At 34.4% G+C, this 241-nt stretch carries 1 protein-coding gene; it reads left to right on the forward strand.

What is annotated here, in order from left to right:
• Positions 1-241 (forward strand): hypothetical protein (locus tag QCD69_RS22610; protein ID WP_301253583.1); only part of this gene is annotated, 241 nt, incomplete at both ends.

The following is a 241-nucleotide window of genomic DNA, read 5'->3' on the forward strand; positions in this document are numbered from 1 at the left end:
TTGTTACTATGATTAACAAGCTGATTTTCGGAAGAAAACTTATTCTACAACCACTATTAGATGCTTTGCGTGGAATGAGCAACTCAGATAACCTTTCAAGAATTCAGGAATTAGAGAAGCAAATTGAAAAAAATGCAGAACAGAGAGAACTGCTTGTAAAGCTTATGGCAAAGGGTTATCTAGAACCTGCCCTTTTTAACAGAGAAAACAATGAACTGCAAATGGAAGCAGATAATTATAT

The sequence above is a fragment of the Erwinia sp. PsM31 genome (assembly GCF_030433775.1).
Classification (GTDB): domain Bacteria; phylum Pseudomonadota; class Gammaproteobacteria; order Enterobacterales; family Enterobacteriaceae; genus Erwinia; species Erwinia aeris.